The following is an 18,995-nucleotide window of genomic DNA, read 5'->3' as shown; positions in this document are numbered from 1 at the left end:
ACCAATAAAGAAGTTCGACTTGCGAGATGATTTTTATCATTATCTCATATGTCGAGCTTCTTTTCTATGTGGTTTGTATTTGACGCTTACCTTATATTTAGGCTGTTTCAGAGGTTTTTTCATGGTGAATCAGACCAGTTTATGGTATAATAAGATCATAAAAAATCGATGAAAGGGTTCAGGTTCAATGGTTGAAAAAACAACTGACAATACAGTCCTGCTTGATGTGATCAGGCGGCAGAATGAAACAATTGCAGCGCTGAATAATACCATTGAACAGATGAATGCCGACTCAAAAGCACTTCGGGAACAGCTGGATTTTTTAACCCGCAAGCTGTTTGGGAAAAAGAGTGAAAAAACATCGGTGATATCGGGACAGATTGTTATGGAAGAGTTGGCTTTTGGTCAGTTTGATGAAGCAGAAATCGAAGCCTGCGCAGATGAGCCTGAACCTGTCATTACACAAAAGAAAACCCGTGCCGGTTACTCCCGTGAAAAAGCGCTGGCCAATCTGCCTGAAGAAGACCGGATTTATTCACTACCGGAAGACCGTCAAATATGTCCTGCCGACGGAGCTGAACTCAATTATGCCGGGAAAAAATATTTGCGGACAGAGATCGAACATCTTCCGGCAACCTTAAAACTGGTTCACATCTATCAGGAGACCTGGGAGTGTCGGACCTGCCGTAAAGAAGGTCGGCCTTACCACATTCAGGCGCCAGCGAACGAACCGTTGCTCCAGCATTCCATGGCCAGTCCATCCAGTGTCGCCTGGATCATGTATCAGAAATATGTCAACCATGTGCCGCTATACCGGCAGGAAAAAGACTTTAAAAATCTGGGGATGGAACTTTCACGAAGCACCCTGTCCAACTGGATTGTAAAAATATCCGATGAATGGCTTGGCGCCATGGTATCCCGGTTTCACGAAAAGCTTCTGCTGCAAACGCATCTGCATGCCGACGAAACACCGATCCAGGTCATGAAGGAGGAAGGGCGCCCCAATAGCGCTAAATCTTATATGTGGGTATTCACCTCCGGTTCACGGACTGATCAGTCGATTCGAATTTTTAAGTATCGGACCGGACGGGCCGGAAAGAATGCCACAGAATTTTTAAGTGGCTATCAAGGATATCTGCATACCGATGCTTACTCAGGATATGGCGTTGTTAAAAATGTTAAAAGGTGCCTTTGCTGGAGTCATGCACGACGTTACTTTGTCGATGCCATGCCTAAAACGACTAAAAGCACAGACGCTATCCTGCCGCAACAGGGTATTGCCTACTGCAACAAACTTTTTGAAATTGAAGAAACCCTGAAAAATTTAACGTCTGAAGAACGGCGAGTTCAGCGTCTAAAACAGGAAATCCCTGTTTTGGAGGCCTTTTGGGCGTGGGTTGATACCAATCTTGAAGTGGTGTTATTACGGTCTAAAATTGGTAAAGCTTTGCAGTATGTAAAAAATCAGAAAACTTTACTGATGACATATCTGGACGACGGGGATTGCGAGATTTCTAATAATCTTGCTGAAAACAGCATCCGCCCCTTCACGGTAGGAAGAAATTATGTACTCAACTAGGTTATGTGCTGAAACTGGGCAAAAATTGATTCGTCAGACGTTTTTTCTATCGGTCCAGCACATAACCTAATTATCATAATGAGTTTAAGAATTGCAAAATATCATCGGTAGCATGATATCGATTGTTTGACTGATTCACGTTGGGTTCATTAAGTTTGTCTAGCGCTTTTTCTTTTAACGTTATATCAGCAACCATATATTTGTGAGTCGTCTCTATACTTTCATGTCCAAGCCATATTGCAATTGTGGAAAGGTCAACGCCTGCCTGGAGCAGACTCATTGCTGTTGAATGGCGAAATACATGTGGCGTTATGTTTTTGGTTTTTAATTTCGAATTTTTTTCTGATGCGACTTTAACAATACAGTCAATTCGATAACGAACGCCCGAACGGGTCAAATGATTAACATTTCTGCCAGACAGCAGATAGTCATGATCCGAAATTTTATTGAACTGCAAATATTCAATGAGGTATTTTGTAGTTGATTGCCACAAAGGAACGATTCGTTCTTTTCTACCTTTTCCCATAATCCTTAAATGACTGCGGTCATTATCAGAAATAATAATGTCTTTCCCCTGGATAGTGATCATTTCAGATACTCTTATCCCGGAATTATAAAGTAGTAACACCATCAGATAGTCACGTTTACCCTCTGAATTTTTGATATTACAGGCATTGAGCAAACAATCTATTTCATCTTTTGTAAGATAAGAAATATCTTTTTTATCGATGTTGCGAAAAGGAATGGCTTTGATTCTACGAACTAATTCCAAAGATTCTGGAAATTGATAGGAAACATAATCCATAAATGCTTTTATAGCTGCAAGACGGTTATTAATAGTTTTTCCCTGATTTTTTCTGACTTTTTCCAGATAATTCAGGAATTCAACAACAGTATCAGCATTGAGATCTTCCATTTGTATTTTATCTGATTTTATATGCTGCACATCATGCATATACTTCAAGAATATTCGAAATGTATCACGATAGGATTCGATGGTACAAGGGGAAACCCTTTGCTGATTAATCAGTCTTTCCACGAAATAGCGTTGGAGCAGGCTCTGAAAATCTTTACTTTTCATCATGCTTACCGACGTTTCCATAAAAGAAACATTCAAAAGAATAAGAAGCAAAGTCCATCAACTCTGGGGTACCCGTCAAATACCAGTAAGTATCGGCTACCTTAACATGACCAAGATAAGTGCTAAGATAAAGTATTTTGGCATTTACATCAATTCCGCTTTTTAACCATTTTAACAAAGTATGGCATGCAAATGAATGGCGGATATCATAAAGTCTGGGTGGTCGATGCACCCAATTCTGGGTTTCTGATAAAAGCACTGTTCTGATCAGTTGCATTGCATACTCAAGATTACGTAACTTCAATTGCTGACCACCAGTCATAATCAGAAAATGTTCATCCGAAAAATATTTTCGAAGTTGATCTCTGTTTGTTACATATGTTTTAAGTGCAGCAATGGTTGTTTCATCTAAAGGAAGAAGCCGTTTTTTAAAAAACTTTGTTTCCCTTATAAGAATTTGACCATTTACCAAATCAACATCGCTATTTATTAGCTGACAGATTTCATTCGGCCGCATCCCAGTAACCCATAAAAGACCAATTGCGGTTGCTATGGTTAGTCGTCTCAGCCCATCAGGGGAATATAACTTTGTTGCTTCTTTCATCAAGGTGCAAATTTCTTCGGTAGAAAAAATATAAGGAGTTGTTCTGCCATGACATTTCCCGAACATACCTTTGGGAATCATTTGTGCATCTGGATCAAAAACACAAATATATTTTGCAAATGTCCGGACTGTCTCCATCCTTCTTGCCATGTACCAGCGTGAATATTCGGGTTTAAGCATCGCCCACTGAAAAGCAAGTTCAACAGTTAATGAACCTTCGTAGCCAATGGATTGAGTGTACGCAGCAAAGCGTCTTAATTCACCCGATTCTACTTTGATCTGATAGCCCAGACCTTTTTTGTAAGCAATATAGTCTTCTACTTGCCTGGTAATGAGATGAGCGTTCATTTTATTACCTCAGGCCATATACCAGCCACTTCCTGTAACTGAACAATGTCGACTTTTGTATAAATGCTGGTCGTTTCAATGGATTCATGCCCAAGAATATCTGCAATTGTCTTCAAACTGGTACCATTATTAATCATTTTTTTCGCTGTTGTGTGTCTTAACATATGAGTACCCGTAAAATTTTCAAGCCCAGCTTTGGTTGCTGCTTTTCTTACAGTTTGACGGATCTGCGATACTCCCATTGGAAAACCAGTTTCATTTTTAAACCTTACAAATAGAGTTCGCTCTTCGGTTACGGGGCGAACCTTTAACAAATATGCTTCAAGTGCCTGACCAGTCATTGCCGGTAATGGAAGCAATCTTTCAGAATGAGATTTGGTGTTTTTTATTCGCATTGTTCCCTGAGGCCAGTTAATATCATCTAACGTTAACCCTGCAACTTCTGAACAACGCAAACCCAAATCTTTTAAACTGCGAAGAATTGCATAATTGCGGATATCTGTCGGCTCTGTTTGATCATAGACACTATAAAGACGGTTCAACTCGTCATCGGTTAAAATTTTGGGCAACCCTGAACGACGCCAGACTGGAGATGTCATCGGCAATTTTAATATTTCATCTGCTCTGAATCCGTCGCTAAATTCAAGAAAACGTATGTAACTCCTTATTCTGGTAATGATTGTTTTCTTCGATGATGGCAAAACATGGCCAAGCGTATGGGTGAAATGAATACGAACAAGATCAGCCGTTATTTTCTCAGGTGAAAATTCTGTTTTCTGAAAATTGCTATAAAGAAATATTTTGATGGTGTTACATTGAGAAATGATTGTATTGTTACTGAGACCGGCAACTTCTTTTAAGTACCTTTGAAATCGTTCAATTTCAGTTTCAATCAACGGATTAAAATTAAAATCCTTACTATTGAGGCGTCTGTTAAACTGTTCACCACTAATAAAATAGTAGAAAAGATGAAGCGCAGCCTGAATCATAGATTTTTGACTATTCAATGGCTGATTTTTCAGATAATCTGAAAAATTAGATTTAAGTTCAACAGTATCTTTTGATGAAGACCAGAATAGTTCATTGGTTTTTAAAAATGTCCGAACTGTTCGTATATACATCGGAATAACATTTTTAGAATAACCATTTTCCTTTAAATAGACCTCAAAGTTTATTAACGAATCATTACATTTCATTTCACAGTCCATAAGCATTGTCTCCTTTTTGCTTATAATAGCAAGATATGCTTATGTTGTTATGTGCTGATGTTTCGAAAAATTTAATTTCCAGAAATATTTTATTTCATATTCAGCACATAACCTAGTTGAGTACATAATTTCTTTTATGTGCTTAAGCACATAAAAGAAAGAACTGGCTTTTCGCAGGCAGTCCTGACGGCGCGAGTGCCAGTGCGATTGTTTACTCGATTGTTGAAACTGCCAAAGCGAATCAATTGAATCCCTATAAATATCTGGAATTTTTATTGACAAAGCTTCCAGCGATTCCATTCCATGAAGACAAAACTCTGCTGGATCAGCTGCTTCCCTGGAATGCTGATGTTCAGACTATGTGTAAAGTTTAATAGTGTAAATAGAAAATGGCGGCTTTTAGGCCGCCATACTTATTTTTTGTACATGCTTTTATTGGACGCTTACAAATAAACAATTTAGCGTAATAGTCCATTACGCTAAATTGTATTATTTTTTGCGTGCTTAGACAAATAAGAACTCAAAAATTGATACAATTTAAACCACCTTGTGATGACGTGGTTTTTTGTATTGCGATAGAAAGGCTTTGTAAAGGAGTTAGAAGTAATATATGGTTGATAGACAAGATTCAACTTTATCACAGCGGAAGAAGCGGAGCTTGAAAGAGAGAAAGAAATGAAAAAATCTATCCTCAACATTAAGAAAAAATTCGGTAAGAACGCAATCCTCAAGGGCATGAATCTGGAAGAAGGGGCCACCACAAGGGATCGAAATGATCAGATTGGAGGACATAAAGTATAATGGGTTCATATGATGATATTATCCACCTGCCTCATCATGTTTCAACTTCCCGCACCCCGATGCCGATTACCGAACGCGCGGCTCAGTTTTCGCCCTTTGCCGCGCTTACCCGATATGGGGCCGCGATCGTGGAAACAGAACGGCTAACTCAGAAGCGCAAAGACCTGGCTGAGGATGCTAAAGCAGAGATTGAGCGGCGGTTGAATCTGCTGGCCATGCAGATTGCCAGCCAGCCCCAAGTATCCATCACCTACTTTCAGCCGGACGAAATGAAGGACGGTGGCAGCTATATCATCGTTGCTTGTGCAGTCAAAAAGATTGATGTTTACAATCATATCGTTATGATGCTGGACAAAAGCAAAATTCCTGCAGAGAATATATTTGAAACAAATGGGGAGATGTTCACCAATGCTTGAGACATAGTGAAGCGACGATATAGCTATAATCAATCTGTGAAAGAATAAAATACTACACACAAAAAAATGGTTAAAAACAGTCATCTTTATATATATTTAAAGAGTCTTCCTTATGATCGAAAGAAGGATATAAAAAGGGATTTATTTCAAAAATGGTTTCTAGACAGCGAATAATCATAGTGTTATAATGAATAAAAAATCATACTTGTTTTCATCACCGGGTGAAAACAGTGAAAGCATCCTCATTGAACTGTAGGTACGGTGTAGAGATACATCATAAGGTTCAATGACGGATGCCTTTTTTTAGCAGTATGAAAAGGAGCAATAATACAAGCCACTTTATACATCCCGATGGTCATTATTATTCTATCTAATGTTATGTATCATAATCTGGTGAAAATTACACCGCCCCAGGTGAATGCCTATTTAAGTCTTTATGTGGCCTATGCTGTGGCAATGATCATGACCTTTGGTATCTAGCTCTTCAGTGATCACAAATTAGGAGAAGATTTTTTAAGTCTTAATTCATGTAGTTATTTACTGGGCTTTGCAATTGTCGGTATTGAGTTAGGCTATATTTTTTTGTATCGCAATGGTTTTAAAATCAGCAGCAGTTCATTGATTGCCAATATTGCGGTGGCCGTTTTGCTGATCATTGTTGGCGTCTTTTTCTATAAAGAACAGCTTTCTGCAAAGCAGGTTTTTGGAATTTTGCTTTGTTTGGGTGGATTTCTTTTTATTAAAGGATAAAGTTTTGAAATCGTGATTTAAAACTGTAAACTATATAAAATAAGTCACTGATGCTGAGTTTTCGCTCGGCTGTTGTTGAACCAGTCGATTGTTGCTTGTCGGACTTCTTAAGGCAGTTTTTTTTTGACCTGTTGATGAAGCCAACCCAGTGTTTTTTGTTGTAAATATTGACGTATTCGGTCTTCAGCCTCCAGCATGACAACCTAGATCAGACAGGGGCATTTTGTATAGGTATCAGGAAGATTTTCTTTATCGAAAAGAATTTCATTTTGGCGGATCTCTGCTAACTGAAATAAGGTCGATGCAATACTGCAAAATCGTACGTAATAATTAATACATTTAATAAATGCCACCTCGTTATGAGGCGGTTTTTTGTATGGTGCCGATAACGGCTTTGTAATGAAGTTTGATGACTGATAAAAAATGTTCAGACCACTTGTTCGGGCAGCTTTGTTCAAAACACAATATCAAAATAAAATATACAAAGAGAACGATCCAGCTCTCAAAGTGTGAATCATTCTCTTAGAAGATGATGCTTGAAGAAAATTTTATTTATAATATTGTCGGCTTAATCGGTAAATCGTTTCGTGAAAAGTTGGATCTGCAAAGTAAACAATGAAGGCCGTTCGGCAATCCTTATAAGTTTCAAAAAAAGTTTCTGCGGTTTTGATAATTTCTTCTTTTGGCGTGCCTGGGAGGAAAACTGGAGCCTCTACCTGAAAAACTATTTTATCGCCGAATTGTTCAATCAGTTTTTTTGTATCATTCATCTGTTGACCGGTCCAGATATCAACACCTGCCTCAAGCATAACAGTCACATTGGACTCATTAAATCCACAGCTGTGCAGATCGAATATAATACCACGGCTATGACAGGATTCGACGATACGTTTTATATAAGGTAGTAGCATTTCCCGGGTGGTATCTGGTGAGAAAAATGGTGCTCTCTGAGTTCCCCAATCATCATGCATCAGAATAATATCCGGGTTATAGTATGTTTTGTATTTATCAATTAGTTTGTCATAGAAAGTGCATAATGCATCAAACAAGCCCTTTACACATTCTTTTTCATCATCATCAATTAATGCCATCGCGGCATTCTCGACACCAACTAGAGACATTAGTCGTTCCCAGAATCCGCAAAGCATACGGATTTCAAGCAGACGGTTATTGCGATCAAACCACGCTTCATTTCCTTTTTTACTGCCTTCCTAATCAAGGGCATCCAGATCCGGGAAAACAAGCTCTTTCTCCCAATCGCAAATATCTTCAAGTCGTCGAATTCCCGGCTTTTCCATAGCACCACCAGCCGATTCAATATACTGCCATTCAATACCGAAAAATCCAGTACCGCTGTAGTCTTCAGAAACCATTGGTGTATCACCATCCATGACAATCCCGCATACCACATTATCAACAATCAGTCGCGGGCTGAAGAACTGTACATCTGTAGTAAATGGAAGCCAATAAGGCTGTTTTCCCGCTAACATCATTTCAAAATTTTCTTTTGGGGTCACCGGTGTCTTAAACTTGGGGGCGCGTAGTTGCTGAAAAGCGGCACCAGATAGGGAACCGATCACTTCTAATTCATTTTCATTAAATGGTATTTTTGACATTTTTTACTCCTTGTTTTTAGAGGATTCAACAGTTATGGCCATGTACTGTTTGATTTAGTTGGATTGTATCATCTAGAAGCAAGACTTGTATATCCGTCAGTTGTTGACTTTTTACGATTTTTATACTACAGTTTGCAGTAAAGAGAGGTGAGGCTATGAGTATAACAATGAGCATTATTAAGCGTCAATTAACGCATACTTCGTTATATCATTTGATGCCATTAAACGGGAATAGAGAAAATTTCGAAGAGGTGCCATTAAAGGGAACTCATATTTGGACTAGTGACTCAAAAGTTCTAAAAGATTATGCAATTATTATCGATAAAGCAGTCTTGGAAAGTTTAATTGATGTGCAATCTGATTATTTTGATGGTTGCACACTCTTATGCATTGGAAAAATAGAAACAGAATGGCAAAACAAAAATATAATTTATTTTGACGAACTGATCAGCCCAATCAAGTTGTCAAACCAGTTGCAGTTAATTTTCAGTCAGTTTGGCGAATGGGAAAGGATGCTGTCAGACTTCACTAGTACAACAAAAAATCTAGATTTTCTGATAAATGCCAGTCTCGAATTTATGAATATGGAACTGTTTATTGTTGACAGTGAGTATAATTATATAGCTTATACTAAAGGATTTCTAGCACATAATGAATCGTGGACAGGCCTCGGTACCAGACCTCCGTTGGATAGTGTAAATTCGCTTCTTTTTGACAATAACTTTGCGGCAACTTTTGAGGAAACTCAGGTCTTTGTATATCCATCCTTTATCAAAGATGAAGTCTTATTATGTTATAATATTTTTTATCAGGGGAAATATACTGCAAGGCTAATGGCACAATATATTGGTCTGAATCCTTCACAGGGAGACTTTACTCTTGTACAGAGATTAGGCCAGGCGATTACATCGGTTTACAAGCGATATTTTAATTCTTTGGAAGATTATTCAGATAATATTCAATTTCGCAACACTTTAAAAAAGTTGATAAGCGGATCCGTTTCAACTGTGGAAAGACCTAAAGAGCTACTGGTTTATCGTAACTGGAAACAAGGCCATAACTTCCAGATGATAAAATTTCAATTGAGTTTAAAAAATAATACCGGAATTTCCCTCGAATATTTCTGTTCACAAATTGAAAATTCGTTCTGTGAATGCTGTGCCGTTAAATTACCTGAGGGTATTTTTTGTATCAGAAATCTGACTTTGGGGGATAACACCTCAGTGTTCCTTGGAAAACTACCGTATTTCTTACGAGAAAATGTTTGCAAGGCTGGCATCAGCAATGAGTTTGCTAATTTTTTTGATCTGCGTGCCTACAGTCTTGAAGCAGACAAAGCATTAACCATTGGAGAAAATAGAGACAATATGCTTTGGTATTATCATTTTCAAGACTATTCCTTTAATTATATTAAAGAACAGTGCACTTTGGAATTACCACTTCATCAGATTTATCATCCGGCACTAAAACTACTCATGGAATATGATGAAAAGGAACAGTCAGAGCTTTATTTGACACTTAAAACTTTTTTTGAAGAGAAATATAATGGCTCGCACACTGCGGAAATGCTTTGTATTCACCGCACCACATTTTTTTATCGCTTAAAAAAAATTGTAGCCTTAACTGGAATCGACATGGATGATTTTGACCAAAGAGCCTATCTGATGTTGTCATTTGCGTTAATAGCATCAATAGAATAGATATGTTTCGAAATATCCGGATCATATGGTTTGAACAAACGAAAATAGCACCCTTTAGGCTAATCAAAGAAGCGGTCGCCCATAACTGATTGGGGTATACGGTTTAAAATGATAAAACCGGCATCGTGTTGAAAATTCTTAGATAGGTAAGAATTAAAAGACACATTACAACATCCCAATCAATGTAGCAAATAACCCTTGGAGAGGGGATTAAATAACTACTTAATAATATAAGGAATGATTATTATGATTGAAAAAAATAACATAGGTTGGAATCTGGAAAACACTTACACGGAATTGCCTCAGTTATTCTACAGCCCGATTAAATTAAATCCTGTCAGTGATCCAAAACTGATGATCCTGAATCAGACTTTAGCTAAATCTCTCGGCTTAAATGCTAACGCCCTAAAGTCTTTAGCCGGGACCAGAATCTTAGCCGGCAATACCCTACCGGACAAGTCTAAACCCATCTCCCAAGCTTATGCCGGTCATCAATTTGGCTATTTCACGATGCTGGGTGATGGTCGTGCAATGCTAATTGGTGAACAGATTACGCCAACAGGGGAGCGATTTGATATCCAGCTGAAAGGCTCAGGCCCAACCGCTTTTTCACGAAATGGCGATGGTCGGGCAGCTCTGGGACCGATGCTACGCGAATATATCATTAGTGAAGCAATGTATTATCTGGGAATTCCGACTTCACGCAGTTTGGCGGTCGTTTCAACTGGAGATCCGGTTTATCGGGAAAAACCGCTTAAGGGGGCGATTCTAACCCGCGTGGCCGCCAGTCATATTCGGGTAGGCACTTTTGAATATGCGGCTCAATGGGGAACGCTTGCCGATGTCAAAGCTTTGGCTGATTATGCCATTAACCGGCATTTTCCATCGATTAAGGCAGAAGCAAATGTTTATCTTGCCTTTTTGGATGCCGTAATTAAAGAGCAGGCTTCACTGATTGCCAAATGGCAGCTGGTAGGCTTTATACATGGCGTGATGAATACCGATAATGTAGCCATCAGCGGTGAAACCATCGATTACGGGCCTTGTGCCTTTATGGATGCCTATGATCCGCAAACAGTTTTCAGTTCCATTGATCAGCTGGGCCGGTACGCCTATCATAATCAACCCAATATAGGCATATGGAATATAGTTCAGTTGGCTGAAACCCTCATTCCCTTAATCGATGAAAATCAGGAGCATTCGATTGAACTAGTAGAAGCATCACTACGTAGTTATGCTGCCATTTATCAGAAGAACTGGCTCATGGGAATGCGAGCAAAACTGGGAATTTCCAATAAAGAACCGGCAGACGAGCAGTTGATCACCGATTTGTTGGGATTAATGAAACAGTATCAGGCAGATTATACAAATACATTTGTTGATTTAACGCTGAAACGTACCAAGTCATCTGAATTATATGAAAGTGAAGCATTTAAAACCTGGTTTAGTCGATGGCAATCCCGGCAGATAAAACAGGCGCAGACAAAACAAGACATCTATAATTTAATGAAACGATCGAATCCGATGGTCATACCGAGAAATCATCAGGTCGAAAAAGCTTTACAGGCAGCTGACGAGCAGGATGATTTAAAGCCCTTGCAGCAGTTAGTAAAAATCCTTCAAACACCATACGGTGAGCATTTGCCTGATAAAGAATATATGAAACCACCCGAACATTCAAACCATCCCTACAAGACATTTTGTGGGACGTGATTTAAGTTAACTATCTACCAAAAGCATATTTGAAAATAAACTGTACTACGAGAAGCCATAATTTAAAGTTGCTATTGCATACTACTTGCCTTATCAATATGACTTGTGTTATAATTCATTAGAAAACTTAAAAACTCACTTGAGGGAGTAGTTTGCGCGAATTTTTGTGTGGCAAGTCAACATACTGACCATCTGGTCTGGCTTGTCTTAAAGAACGAGACTCATGTATAGCTTATTTGCCGTGCATGGTCTTTTTATTTTGACTCATGTATGGTATAGACCATGCTTGAGTCTTTTTTGTTGGAATCAATACAAGGAGCTTGTAGAATGAACGAATTTATTGAAGAAAAAGAAACCCTACTGAAACATTTAAATTCCAATTCAGTATCAGGGCTGACAGAAGAACAGGTTCAGAAAAGCCGACTCGAGTTCGGCACGAATGTGCTAACAATGCAGAAACAAGAATCACTATTGCGGCGTATCTGGAACGCTGCAACAGAACCAATGATTATAATGTTAATTATGGCTGGGATCATTGCACTAACGGTGAACATCATCAGGGGCGTCACTGGCGGTGAAGCCGATTATTTGGAGGTTGTCGGTGTTTTTGCTGCTATCTCATTGTCTGTTATTATTACTGTTGTCATGGAAGGCAGAAGTGCAAAAGCCTTTGAGGCCCTCTCCCGCATCAGCGACAACACAATTGTCAAGGCCATCCGTAACGGAAACACCATAATGCTTGGTCAGGACGAGATTGTCGTTGGGGATATTCTTCTGCTTTCTACCGGCGACAAAATTCCGGCAGACGGCAGGCTGCTGGAAAGCACGGGTCTCACCGCTGATGAATCGGCGTTGACAGGGGAAAGTGTACCGGCGAAAAAGAATGCCGAATTTGAAATAGGGGACGAAAAAACGCCCCTTGCGGAGCGGTCCAATATGCTCTACTGCGGAAATTTCATCACCAATGGCTACTGCAAAATGCTTGTTACTGCTGTGGGAGATTCCACTGAGTTTGGGAAAATCGCGCATGAGCTAACTGAAACGCAGCAATCCAGCACTCCCTTGCAGGAAAAACTTGCCCGTCTAGGTAAGACCATCACAATTCTAGGGGTGATTGCAGCCTCTATCGTATTTATCTCCCAACTCATTTTCTTTGCCACCCATGAAGGCTTGATTTTGGAAGAGGTCATGGAAGCCTTCGTCACCAGTATTGTACTAATTGTAGCCGCTGTGCCGGAAGGACTGCCCACCATAGTTGCTGTTTCCTTGTCCATAAATATCATCAAACTTTCCAAACAAAACGCCCTAGTGAAAAAGATGATTGCGTCTGAGACTGTAGGCTGTATTAACGTTATTTGCTCTGATAAGACTGGAACACTAACGGAAAACAAGATGAAAGTAGGTGCATTTTACGATACAGTATGGCATGAAAATACTAGTGAACTATCCTCTCACTGGCTGATTCATAACATCTGTCTAAATACAACAGCTGATATTGGTGAGAATGGCACATTCATTGGTAACCCTACCGAGTGTGCACTACTCAACTTTTATGAGCAATCAGTCGAACGACAAAATACTGGAAAGTCCTACCGTGAAGAGCGCGAAGATCACGATATTCTACACGCATTCCCATTTTCATCTGAACTCAAACATATGACTACCATATCCAAAGTGGACGGGAAAATTATTTCTTATGTTAAAGGAAGCCCAGAAAGCATATTCACAATGTGCGCCTTATCTAACGATACAAAGATAGAAATTGAAAATCTCATCACTAAGGTCCAGGAAAAAGCCATGCGTGTAATTGCCTTTGCCCACAAAGAATTACACTCTATGCAAGATTATGAATGCGAGGCCGCACATCATGAGATAGAAAGCAACATGGTCTTCGATGGTTTTGTAGCTATCTCCGATCCATTGCGTGCAGATGTATATGCAGCAGTGAATTCCTGCCGTGAGGCAGGGGTTACTTTGAAAATCCTTACGGGCGATAATATAGTCACAGCCACAGCCATTGCCAATGAACTGAATCTTCTGGACAATGGATCGATTGCTGTTGAAGCCAATGATATTTCCGATTTGAGTGATGAGGAGTTGACCAAAAAACTTCCCTTAATCAGCGTTATAGCTCGAAGCACACCAACGATCAAGATGCGCGTTGTGAAGCTGCTAAAGGCAGAGGGCAACGTTGTGGCTGTTACCGGTGATGGTATTAATGACGCTCCTGCATTGAAAAATGCAGATGTGGGTATTGCAATGGGTATCTCTGGAACGGAGGTTTCCAAAGAAGCCAGTGACATTGTACTGCTGGATGACTCCTTTTCTACCATCGTCAAGGCAGTAGAATGGGGACGCAATATTTATGAGAACTTTAAACGGTTTATCACCTTTCAGTTGACTGTAAACATATCTTCGGTTATTGTTGTGTTCACCTCAATCCTATTGGGACTGAAAGCACCCTTCACCGCATTACAACTACTGTGGATCAATATTATTATGGACGGACCTCCAGCGCTGACCTTGGGACTTGAACCAAACTATGACGACTTGATGAATCGTCAACCCACAAAACGCGATGAAAATATTGTGTCAAAAGCCATGCTCACACGAATTGCCATCACTGGCGGTTATATCTCCATCGTCTTTCTCTGTCAATATGTGTTCAACTTCCTTGGCGCGACAGAGTCGCAGATGCCCACAGTATTATTCACACTATTTGCGTTGTTCCAGCTATTTAACTCCTTTAACTGTCGAGAATTAAATAGCACCAGTATCTTCGTCAACTTACTGAAGAACAAGCTAATGCTTTTAGTGGTAGGAAGTACATTTGCCCTCCAAGTCATCATCATCCAGTTTGCAGGGGCGTTCTTTGGAACAATTCCGCTAGATTTAGTCATGTGGTTCAAATTATTTGGTTTATCCTCTAGTGTGCTTGTGCTGTCCGAGATTATAAAGCTGTTCTGGAGAAGTGTAAAAAGGTAAATTCATTAAGTTAAGTGACACAGTATCAGGTATTAGTAAAGTGATTTTTTCTATAGTCGATTAGTAATAATTGGCTATTTTTTATTTACTACTGTCTAGAAAATTGAGAAGATTTTTGCCAGTTCACAAGAATTTCTGTTAGAATAAAGAAAGAATTGAAATAATTAAAGAGGTGACAAGTGATGAAAGTCTTAGTTTTTTTAGCACCAGGATTTGAAGAAGTGGAAGCCTTAACGGTGGTTGATTATTTAAGAAGAGTTAATTCGATACAAGTTGAGATGGTGAGCATAGCTGACAGCCTGCAGGTTTTAGGCAGTCATCAAATCGAAGTCAAAGCGGATAAAAATATCAGTGCGTTAAAAAATCTGGAGGATTACGACGCTGCCATTATCCCCGGAGGCATGCCTGGCGCAGCAAATCTCAGGGATGATCAGCGGGTAATCAAGATTGTCCAGGAAATGAATGTTTCAAAAAAATTAGTGGCTGCAATCTGTGCTGGGCCAATTGTTCTGGAAAAAGCAAAAATAATTGATGGAAAAAATGTGACCTCTTACCCCGGTTATGATAAAGATCTACCTAATTCAATTTGTCAGGAAACCGCTGTTGTTCGCGATGGTAATGTGATCACGTCCCGAGGACCAGCAAAGGCTGTAGATTTTGCTCTTGAACTGGTGTCGGCTTTAGCAGGCGATAGTGAGGCAGAAAACCTGCGCAAAAGCATTCTCTACTAAAAAAGTGTAATGGCCTCCTATGTATTATTACCACAACCTTTCTCATGAAGATAACGGTAAAATGGGGCAATTGCATGTAATTAAGTTGATAAGAAAGAAGTGAGCTCAATGACAAAATACGGAAAAATCGTAGCGGTGAAGAATGGAAGCGCCATCCTGCAAGTCCCTAGAAGTACGGCCTGTGGGGATAAATGTGCCTCTTGCAGTAGTCATTGCAATCAGGGGATGATTGAAATCGAAGTTAAAAATAATCTTGATGCGCAAATAGGAGATCATGTGGAAGTAGAATCAGCAACCCATATGGTTTTAGGAGCTGCTTTTCTGGTCTATTTGGTTCCGCTTGTAATGATGCTTTTAGGTATATTTTTGACAAATATAATTTCGAATAGCCTTGGCATCAGTCCAAATGAATTTTTATCAGCATTTGTAGGTTTTTGCTTCCTGGCCCTTACATTTGTAGCAATAAGATTTAATGACAATAGAAGACGTAAGAAAAAGGAAGAGATTTTTACGATGAAACGATTGATCAAACATTAGAGCTGAATTAAAAATAATATTTGAGAGTTCGGATGTATTAGAAAGAATATTCTTGAAAGAACTAGTAAAGTATGAAATATTATAAATATTTTATACTAGGATTCAACGCTTTATAATCGAATAGCAGAAATATGTCAATAATTAGCCCTTTTTTCTATATGTTGCACATAGAAACATCAGGTTATATCAAAACACTAAAACCGCCTTATTATGAGGTGGTTTTTTATTGATTAAAGTTTTTCCATGAAAAAGTTATGTTTAATTCTGTTATTAAGTGGTAGTTAATGCAATATAAACATGTCAGCATTAGCGACCAATCCTAATAATACATCTGTCTATTTTGCTAATGCTTTTTCACAAAATTCTTTACATTACTTTAAGACATGCCCTAATTCTACGTTTTAGAAAGGAGACATTATGTACAACATTCTAATTGGAGGTGCAGCCGGACAAGGCTTGGATACCATGTCGGATATCCTGGAAAAACTTTTGAAAAAATCCGGCTACAACGTATTCACATCCCGGGATTTTATGTCCAGGATCCGCGGCGGTCATAATTTCATGCTGATCCGTTTTGGAGCAAAAAAAGTATATTCTCACTCTTATGAACTGGATGGAATTATTGCCCTAAACGAAGAAACTATTGATATGCATCAGAGCAAACTGAAGGAAAAAGGTTTTATTCTCTGTGACAGTAAAATCATTACTGATGATAAACGAGCCATCAAAATTTCAATGGATGAGATTGCCAAAGGATTAGGAAACTCAAGGGTAGCAGGAACTATCGGAGTTGGCGCGATTATGAAAATATTTGACTGTAGTCTGGATAAAGCTGAACCAGTTTTAATTAGTTCATTAGATGCAAAATATCTGGACATTAATATGACAGCTATCAAAGAAGGACACAAATTAGTCGAGAGCCGGTATCCAAAACTTGAAGCGTCCTTTAGCGACTGGATGATCATCAAGGGTAGTCAGGCTGTGGGCTTAGGTGCCGTTGCCGCAGGATTAAATTTTTATACCGCTTATCCAATGTCACCATCAACCCCGATCATGGTCTATGTCGCAGAAAAGAGCGAAAAAATGGGCATCGTTCTAGAACAGGCAGAAGACGAGATTGCCGCCATCAATATGGCCCTTGGTGCATCTTACGCGGGAGCCAAAGCAATGACTGCTACCTCGGGCGGCGGCTTCGCACTGATGGTCGAGGCTTTTGGTCTGGCTGGCATCGCTGAAATCCCACAAGTGCTGGTCAACGTCCAGCGACCGGGACCAGCGACAGGATTTCCAACACGAACAGAACAGGGAGATTTAAAGTTTATGATCACCGCGGCACCAGGAGAATTTCCGCGACTGATAATCGCACCACGCAATCATGAAGATGCTTTTTACCAGACTATCCGGGCTTTTGATATCGCCGATCGCTATCAGATACCGGTCGTCCTGTTGATGGATCAGTTCCTGGGAGATGCTTCGGCCACCGTTGCACCATTTGATCTTTCCAATCTCCCAGTACATAAACCAGTCGCAGAACTTTCCGGGGACTATCTTCGTTATCAGGTTACAGATAACGGGATCTCACCACGTCTAATTCCTGGTCAAACTAAAAACTTAGTCGCAATCGATAGTGACGAGCATAATGAAGCAGGAAAAATTACTGAATCTGCAGAGATGCGAAATATCATGATGAAAAAGCGAATGGGAAAACTGGAATTATTAAAAGCAGAAATTCAGGAGCCAGAGTTGTTGGGAACCGAAAATCCGCAGATTCTCTTAATCGGATGGGGGTCTATGCACGGTTCAATTGTTGATGCTCTGGAGATTCTAAATAATCAAGAAGAGAAATATGGAGCGCTGGTCTTTAGCGATGTTTTTCCACTGCCGGAAAACAAATTGAGAAATATTTCCAGGCACGCCAAAGTCATTATCAATGTTGAACAAAATTATAACGGACAACTAGGTGAACTTATTCGTGAAAAAACCGGAATCAAATGCACAACCAGTGTCTTAAAATATGATGGTCGTCAGTTCACTGGTCAGGAGATTGCCAATCAAATATTGGGAGGTGGTAGAATTGACTAAGTATCAAACATATGAAACGGCCTGGTGCCCAGGATGCGGAAATTTCAGTATACTGGATTGTTTAAAAACAGCCCTGGAAGAACTGGAACTGGAACCACATAAGGTTTTAATGGTGGCCGGAATTGGCCAGGCTGCAAAAATTCCCCAGTATATCAATGCCAATGCTTTTTGCGGTTTGCACGGACGAGCCCTTCCTCCGGCCGTCGCGGCCAAGATGGTCAATGAGGAATTAACCGTTATTGTCAGTACCGGTGATGGCGATACATATGGTGAAGGCGGTAATCACTTTATTCATAATGTCCGTCGAAACGTTGACATTGCCCATTTTGTCCATGATAATCAGGTTTACGGCCTAACTAAAGGACAGTCTTCGCCTACCTCGGGGATTGGTTTTGTTACCGGCGTACAGCCTTCCGGAAATATCAATACACCCTTGAACCCGCTACTGATGGCATTAGCCGCGGGAGCCGGTTTTGTGGCTAGGGGATTTTCCGGACATAAGCAACATCTAGTTTCCCTTATGAAGCAGGCGATTGAATACAAAGGTTACGCCATAATCGATATCTTACAACCTTGCGTAAGTTTTAATAAAATTAATACCTATCAGTGGTACAATCAGAGAGTTTATGAGCTTGATAAAAATTATGATTCAAGCGATAAAATCGGCGCTATTCAGAAAACTATGGAATTTGGTGAAACGATCCCTCTGGGAGTACTCTATAAAGAAGAGATGCCTACATTCAATGAAAAAAATGAAGTCCTGAAAAACGGTCCTTTGCCTTTGAATAAAGATGTAGAAGCTGAAAAACTGGAAAATTTAATTAATGAGTTTATTTAAAAAAAT

15 protein-coding genes and 4 pseudogenes are annotated in these 18,995 nt (G+C 39.6%); 13 read left to right on the top strand and 6 right to left on the bottom strand.

The window, feature by feature from the left end:
• The first annotated feature begins 187 nt into the window (after positions 1-187).
• A complete protein-coding gene (locus Q5O24_06795) occupies positions 188-1,579 on the top strand; it encodes an IS66 family transposase (protein ID WKY49016.1) in 1,392 nt (463 codons plus the stop codon).
• A 73-nt stretch (positions 1,580-1,652) separates the two neighbouring features.
• On the opposite strand, the gene Q5O24_06790 is transcribed toward Q5O24_06795, so the two are convergent.
• From Q5O24_06790 to Q5O24_06780, 3 genes are read right to left on the bottom strand one after another with little or no spacing between them, the layout of a single operon-like run.
• Complete coding sequence (locus tag Q5O24_06790) at positions 1,653-2,663, bottom strand: tyrosine-type recombinase/integrase (protein ID WKY49015.1); 1,011 nt, start codon at positions 2,661-2,663, stop codon at positions 1,653-1,655.
• Positions 2,650-3,612: a tyrosine-type recombinase/integrase gene (locus Q5O24_06785; GenBank protein WKY49014.1), complete on the bottom strand. Its 963-nt coding sequence runs from the start codon at positions 3,610-3,612 to the stop codon at positions 2,650-2,652. Before Q5O24_06785 ends, Q5O24_06790 begins: the two co-directional genes overlap by 14 nt.
• The gene (locus Q5O24_06780) at positions 3,609-4,820 is read right to left on the bottom strand and encodes a site-specific integrase (GenBank protein WKY49013.1); all 1,212 of its coding nucleotides are present in this window, start codon (positions 4,818-4,820) and stop codon (positions 3,609-3,611) included. The genes Q5O24_06785 and Q5O24_06780 overlap by 4 nt, the downstream gene beginning before the upstream one ends.
• A 155-nt stretch (positions 4,821-4,975) precedes the next feature.
• Between Q5O24_06780 and Q5O24_06775 the strand changes: the two are divergent.
• From Q5O24_06775 to Q5O24_06755, 5 genes and pseudogenes are all read left to right on the top strand, one after another.
• Positions 4,976-5,194: pseudogene (locus Q5O24_06775) on the top strand (transposase domain-containing protein).
• Positions 5,195-5,462: 268 nt separating this feature from the next.
• Positions 5,463-5,621, top strand: a pseudogene (locus Q5O24_06770) (DNA methylase).
• Entirely contained in the window at positions 5,621-6,037 is a 417-nt protein-coding gene (locus Q5O24_06765) for a hypothetical protein (GenBank protein WKY49012.1), read from the top strand. The pseudogene Q5O24_06770 and the gene Q5O24_06765 overlap by 1 nt, the downstream one beginning before the upstream one ends.
• A gap of 351 nt (positions 6,038-6,388) precedes the next feature.
• Positions 6,389-6,517 (top strand): hypothetical protein, encoded by a 129-nt coding sequence (locus tag Q5O24_06760; GenBank protein WKY49011.1) that lies wholly within the window; start codon positions 6,389-6,391, stop codon positions 6,515-6,517.
• A gap of 18 nt (positions 6,518-6,535) precedes the next feature.
• Positions 6,536-6,787, top strand: a pseudogene (locus tag Q5O24_06755) (hypothetical protein).
• Between the two features lie 107 nt (positions 6,788-6,894).
• On the opposite strand, the pseudogene Q5O24_06750 reads toward Q5O24_06755, so the two are convergent.
• From Q5O24_06750 to Q5O24_06740, 3 genes and pseudogenes are all read right to left on the bottom strand, one after another.
• Positions 6,895-7,092: pseudogene (locus tag Q5O24_06750) on the bottom strand (Rrf2 family transcriptional regulator).
• 243 nt (positions 7,093-7,335) lie between these two features.
• The gene (locus Q5O24_06745) at positions 7,336-7,908 is read right to left on the bottom strand and encodes a uroporphyrinogen decarboxylase family protein (GenBank protein WKY49010.1); all 573 of its coding nucleotides are present in this window, start codon (positions 7,906-7,908) and stop codon (positions 7,336-7,338) included.
• 90 nt (positions 7,909-7,998) lie between these two features.
• Positions 7,999-8,403 (bottom strand): hypothetical protein, encoded by a 405-nt coding sequence (locus tag Q5O24_06740; GenBank protein ID WKY49009.1) that lies wholly within the window; start codon positions 8,401-8,403, stop codon positions 7,999-8,001.
• A gap of 155 nt (positions 8,404-8,558) precedes the next feature.
• Between Q5O24_06740 and Q5O24_06735 the strand changes: the two genes are divergently transcribed.
• The 7 genes from Q5O24_06735 (at position 8,559) to Q5O24_06705 (ending at position 18,989) form a co-directional block, all read left to right on the top strand.
• Positions 8,559-10,103, top strand: a complete 1,545-nt coding sequence (locus Q5O24_06735; protein ID WKY49008.1) for a helix-turn-helix domain-containing protein — start codon at positions 8,559-8,561, stop codon at positions 10,101-10,103.
• 237 nt (positions 10,104-10,340) lie between these two features.
• Positions 10,341-11,816 (top strand): YdiU family protein, encoded by a 1,476-nt coding sequence (locus Q5O24_06730; protein WKY49007.1) that lies wholly within the window; start codon positions 10,341-10,343, stop codon positions 11,814-11,816.
• 282 nt (positions 11,817-12,098) lie between these two features.
• The gene (locus Q5O24_06725; GenBank protein WKY49006.1) at positions 12,099-14,801 is read left to right on the top strand and encodes a calcium-translocating P-type ATPase, PMCA-type; all 2,703 of its coding nucleotides are present in this window, start codon (positions 12,099-12,101) and stop codon (positions 14,799-14,801) included.
• Between the two features lie 179 nt (positions 14,802-14,980).
• Positions 14,981-15,532, top strand: a complete 552-nt coding sequence (locus Q5O24_06720; GenBank protein WKY49005.1) for a DJ-1/PfpI family protein — start codon at positions 14,981-14,983, stop codon at positions 15,530-15,532.
• A gap of 108 nt (positions 15,533-15,640) precedes the next feature.
• Positions 15,641-16,069: a SoxR reducing system RseC family protein gene (locus tag Q5O24_06715; GenBank protein WKY49004.1), complete on the top strand. Its 429-nt coding sequence runs from the start codon at positions 15,641-15,643 to the stop codon at positions 16,067-16,069.
• Between the two features lie 417 nt (positions 16,070-16,486).
• Complete coding sequence (locus tag Q5O24_06710) at positions 16,487-18,151, top strand: 2-oxoacid:acceptor oxidoreductase subunit alpha (protein WKY49003.1); 1,665 nt, start codon at positions 16,487-16,489, stop codon at positions 18,149-18,151.
• The gene (locus tag Q5O24_06705) at positions 18,144-18,989 is read left to right on the top strand and encodes a 2-oxoacid:ferredoxin oxidoreductase subunit beta (protein WKY49002.1); all 846 of its coding nucleotides are present in this window, start codon (positions 18,144-18,146) and stop codon (positions 18,987-18,989) included. Before Q5O24_06710 ends, Q5O24_06705 begins: the two co-directional genes overlap by 8 nt.
• Positions 18,990-18,995 lie beyond the last annotated feature (6 nt).

Source organism: Eubacteriaceae bacterium ES3, from assembly GCA_030586155.1.
Lineage (GTDB): Bacteria > Bacillota > Clostridia > Eubacteriales > Eubacteriaceae > Acetobacterium.
This window is presented reverse-complemented; position numbering and strand designations above follow the sequence as displayed.